We start from the raw sequence: 4,335 nt of genomic DNA on the forward strand, positions 1-4,335 counted from the left end.
CTGCCGAAGGATGCCATCATCGTTGCCCGTTCAATGGGGGCTGCCGAGCTGCTCGATTACCCCCGCGACAAGATGCGCGGGCTGGTGCTCGAGGATGGTGCCGCGACCAGCCACGTCGTCATCGTCGCACGCGCCATGGGCATCCCCGTCGCCGGCCAGATGAAGGGCGCCGTTTCCATGGCGGAAAACGGCGATGCCATCATTGTCGACGGCGAAGAGGGCGTGATCCATTTGCGGCCGCAGCCTGACCTGGAAGCCGCTTATGCCGAAAAAGTGCGCTTCAGGGCGCGCCGGCAAGAGGTCTACCGCGAACTGCGCAAGAAGCCGTCGACGACCAGGGACGGTGTCCAGGTCGATTTGCTGATGAATGCCGGTCTCGCCGTCGACCTGCCGCAGCTTGCCGAAGCGGGCGCGGCCGGCATCGGCCTGTTCCGCACCGAATTGCAATTCATGGTCGCCTCGACATTTCCCCGGGCCGAAGCCCAGGAAAAGCTGTACCGCGACGTGCTCGAAGCGGCGCGCGGCAAGCCGGTCACTTTCCGCACCATCGACATTGGCGGCGACAAGGTGCTGCCCTATTTCAAGGGTGCGATCCAGGAAGAGAACCCGGCGCTTGGCTGGCGGGCGATTCGCCTGACGCTTGACCGGCCGGGGTTGTTGCGCACCCAGATCCGCGCTTTGCTCAAGGCCAGCGGCGGCCGCGAATTGAAGCTGATGCTGCCGATGGTGACCGAGCTGGGCGAGATCGCCCAGGCACGCGAGATCATCGATCGCGAGGTGCGGCATTTGTCGCGCTTTGCCCATCATTTGCCGACCAGCCTGAAGCTGGGCGCGATGTTGGAAGTTCCGTCGCTGTTGTTCCAGCTCGATGAATTGATGAAGGCGGTCGATTTCGTCTCGGTCGGTTCGAACGACCTGTTCCAGTTCGTCATGGCCGTCGACCGTGGCAACACGCAATTGGCAAACCGCTTCGACACGCTGTCGGCGCCGTTCCTGCGTGTGCTCAAGCAGATCGCCGATGCCGGCGTCCGCAACAATACGCCGGTGACGCTGTGCGGCGAACTCGCCGGCAAGCCGATCTCGGCGATGGCGCTGATCGGCCTCGGTTTCCGTTCGATCTCGATGTCGCCGGCCTCGATCGGTCCGGTCAAGGCGATGCTGACGGAACTGCCGCTGGACGAGTTGAAGGCGTTTTTCGACGACAATCTGATGGCTCCGGCACAGGGCTTGCCGATGCGGGCGCTGCTGCAGGCCTTTGCCGACGACCGTTCGATCCCATTGTAGCAGCCTCATCATGGTCAATTTGCCCCGCGATCGTATGGATCAAGTCGTCAAGCGTTTCGAGATGCTCGAAGCGCAGATGTCGGCTGGTCCGGCGCCGGATGCCTATGTGCGCATGGCGTCCGAATATGCCGAAATCCAGGATATGGTGGCCAAGGTCAGGGCATTGCGCCTGGCCGAGCGTGAACAGGCCGATCTGGAAGCCATGCTTGCCGACAAGGGCACCGATGCCGAGATGCGGGCGCTCGCCGAGGCCGAGTTGCCGGAGATCGAGGAGCGCATCGAGGCATTGCAGAAGGATATCCAGATCCTGCTGTTGCCCAGGGATGCCGCCGACGACAAGAACGCCATTCTCGAAATCCGCGCCGGCACCGGCGGTGACGAGGCCGCGCTGTTCGCCGGCGACCTGTTTCGCATGTATGAGCGCTACGCCGCCGAACGCGGCTGGCGTTTCGAAACCGCCTCGGCCAGCGATGGCGACGCCGGCGGCTTCAAGGAAATCATCGCCACCGTGTCGGGCAAAGGCGTCTTTGCGCATCTGAAATTCGAATCCGGCGTGCACCGCGTGCAGCGTGTGCCGGCAACGGAGGCCAGCGGGCGCATCCACACCTCGGCCGCAACCGTCGCGGTGCTGCCCGAAGCCGAAGAGGTCGACATCGACATCAGGGCCGAAGACATCCGCATCGACACGATGCGCGCCTCGGGTTCGGGCGGCCAGCACGTCAACACCACCGATTCGGCCGTCCGCATCACCCATCTGCCAACCGGCATCATGGTCGTGCAGGCGGAGAAATCGCAGCATCAGAACCGCGCCAAGGCCATGCAGATCCTGCGTGCCCGGCTCTATGATCTGGAGCGCGGCAAGGCCGACGAGGAGCGTTCCGAATCGCGCAAGTCGCAGGTCGGTTCCGGTGACCGCTCGGAGCGCATCCGCACCTATAATTTCCCGCAAGGCCGCGTCACCGACCATCGCATCAATTTGACGCTCTACAAGCTCGACCGGGTGATGATGGGTGAACTCGACGAGATCATCAACGCGCTGATTGCCGATCACCAGTCGAAATTGCTCGCCGACATCGGCATCGATGACTGACCTGCCCGACGCACTCGGCCCGCTGCTGCGGGAAGCGTGGGCCCGGCTTGGCACCACTGTCGACGACCCGGCGCTCGATGCGCGGCTGATCGTCGAGCATTTTTCGGGCACGACGCGCACGCAAGCCATTGCGGACCCTGAACGCAGGCTCGGCGCCGGCATTGTTGCCGAAATCGATGCCGCCCTGAGACGCCGCGCTGGCGGCGAACCGGTGCATCGCATCCTCGGCTATCGTGAATTCTACGGTTTGCGCCTGTCGCTGTCGCCGGAAACGCTGGAGCCGCGGCCGGATACCGAAACGCTGGTCGAGGCGATATTGCCCTTCGTCAAGGCAGTTGCGGCGCGGGAAGGCGGGTGCCGCATCCTCGATCTTGGCACCGGCACCGGCGCCATTGCGCTGGCGCTGCTCAGCGTCGTACCGACGGCTAGCGCCACCGGCGTCGATCTGTCCGCAGGTGCGCTGGCGACGGCGGCCAGTAATGCCGGGAAACTGGGTCTTGCAGACCGGTTCACGGCGCTGCAGTCGGACTGGTTCGAAAAAGTTTTCGGCCGGTACCATGTAATCGCCGCAAACCCTCCCTATATAACCACCGAAGACATTGGAAATCTGCAGGACGAAGTCCGCAATTTCGACCCGCGCCTGGCCCTGGATGGCGGCGCGGACGGTCTGAACCCCTACAGAACCATCGCTGCGGAAGCGGCAAGGTTTTTGGAAACTGAAGGCAGGATTGCGGTCGAGATCGGCCATACGCAACGCAACGAGGGCTGCGAGATATTCGCTGCAGCCGGCTACGTGTCGGGCGGTGCTTTTCGTGACCTCGGCGGAAATGACAGGGTTATTGTCTTTGAAAGGATAAAGCCTTGACGCAGTGCAAAAAAGCGCTTGGCAATGCCGGGGAATGCGGCTAGGGTCGCCTTAACCGGATGAGACGAAGCAGGCAGTGCTCTTAGTGATTCGGTTTTCCTTGGAAATAGCTGCCTTCTTGCGCAAACGATGCCCAAGCTTCGTGCGGGAATCGTCCGGCAAGTGATGTAACCGGAACAGGATGGCACGTGGCGCCAACGCAATCGATGCGGGCGAACGCCGGTGAAGAGACGAAACGGCTGGCTGCATGAGCGCCTCCGTTCGTGAAGAGTTTTTCGAAAATTTCAAAATGAAGAGAGTTTGATGAGGCCACAACAGCAGAACAGGCGCATGCGCGGTCGCAATAATAATGGCGGCGGCGGTGGTAACAATAACAACAACAATAACAACAACAACCGCAAGGGGCCTAATCCCCTGACGCGCAACTACGAGAGCAATGGCCCGGATGTGAAGATCCGCGGTTCGGCTCAGCAGATCGCCGAAAAGTACGCCACCCTTGCCCGCGATTCTCACAGCTCCGGCGACCGGGTCATGGCGGAGAACTATCTCCAGCACGCCGAGCATTACAATCGCATCATCGCGGCCGCACAGGCGCAGATGCCGATCCAGAACGCGCAGCAGAATCGTGATGATTTCGACGATGACGGCGACGAGGACCGCGACGATTTCGACAATGGCGGCAACAACAGCAACACTGTTTCCGATGCCCAGATCCCGGTGATCAACCATGGCGCCGGCCCGCAGCCGGTCATCGAAGGGACGCCGGCCGAGGTTGCGCTCAACCGGGAAGGTGGCCGCGAGGCCCGTGATAATAATGGCGGGCGCAACAATGGTGGCCGCGACAACAATGGCGGGCGCCATCGCGATCGTCGCCCCAATGGCGGTTACGGCCAGAACGGCCAGCGCGACTATGCATCGTCCGCCGAGCAAGCTGGCCAGCCCCAGCGCAACGAGGCTCCAAGCGAGGCCGAAGCCGCCGCGCCGACCGAATCCGTTGCTGCGGCCGAACCGGCTCCGTCGTTCGAGAATCTTTCGCCGGCAGGCCTTGCGGCCCAGGCCGAACTCAACGAGGCGGCCGCCGAAAGCGGTGCTGCCC

General features: G+C 62.7%; 4 protein-coding genes. All 4 read left to right on the forward strand.

Going from position 1 to position 4,335, the window contains the following annotated elements; all coding sequences use genetic code 11:
- Positions 1 to 1,284 (forward strand): phosphoenolpyruvate--protein phosphotransferase (gene ptsP, locus EN893_RS20665; RefSeq protein ID WP_128361737.1); only part of this gene is annotated, 1,284 nt, incomplete at its 5' end.
- A gap of 10 nt (positions 1,285 to 1,294) precedes the next feature.
- Positions 1,295 to 2,374 (forward strand): peptide chain release factor 1, encoded by a 1,080-nt coding sequence (gene prfA / locus EN893_RS20670; protein ID WP_127266723.1) that lies wholly within the window; start codon positions 1,295 to 1,297, stop codon positions 2,372 to 2,374.
- Positions 2,367 to 3,239, forward strand: a complete 873-nt coding sequence (gene prmC, locus EN893_RS20675) for a peptide chain release factor N(5)-glutamine methyltransferase (protein WP_128361738.1) — start codon at positions 2,367 to 2,369, stop codon at positions 3,237 to 3,239. Before prfA ends, prmC begins: the two co-directional genes overlap by 8 nt.
- Positions 3,240 to 3,542: 303 nt before the next feature.
- Positions 3,543 to 4,335 (forward strand): DUF4167 domain-containing protein (locus tag EN893_RS20680; RefSeq protein WP_128361739.1); only part of this gene is annotated, 793 nt, incomplete at its 3' end.

Origin of the sequence: Mesorhizobium sp. M7A.F.Ca.CA.004.04.2.1 (assembly GCF_004022825.1) — a bacterium.
Lineage (GTDB): Bacteria > Pseudomonadota > Alphaproteobacteria > Rhizobiales > Rhizobiaceae > Mesorhizobium.

Excerpts from the sequence above, each read along its gene's own strand:
- prfA (WP_127266723.1), top strand. The coding sequence starts at position 1,295 with ATGGTCAATTTGCCCCGCGATCGTATGGATCAAGTCGTCAAGCGTTTC.
- prmC (WP_128361738.1), top strand. The coding sequence starts at position 2,367 with ATGACTGACCTGCCCGACGCACTCGGCCCGCTGCTGCGGGAAGCGTGG.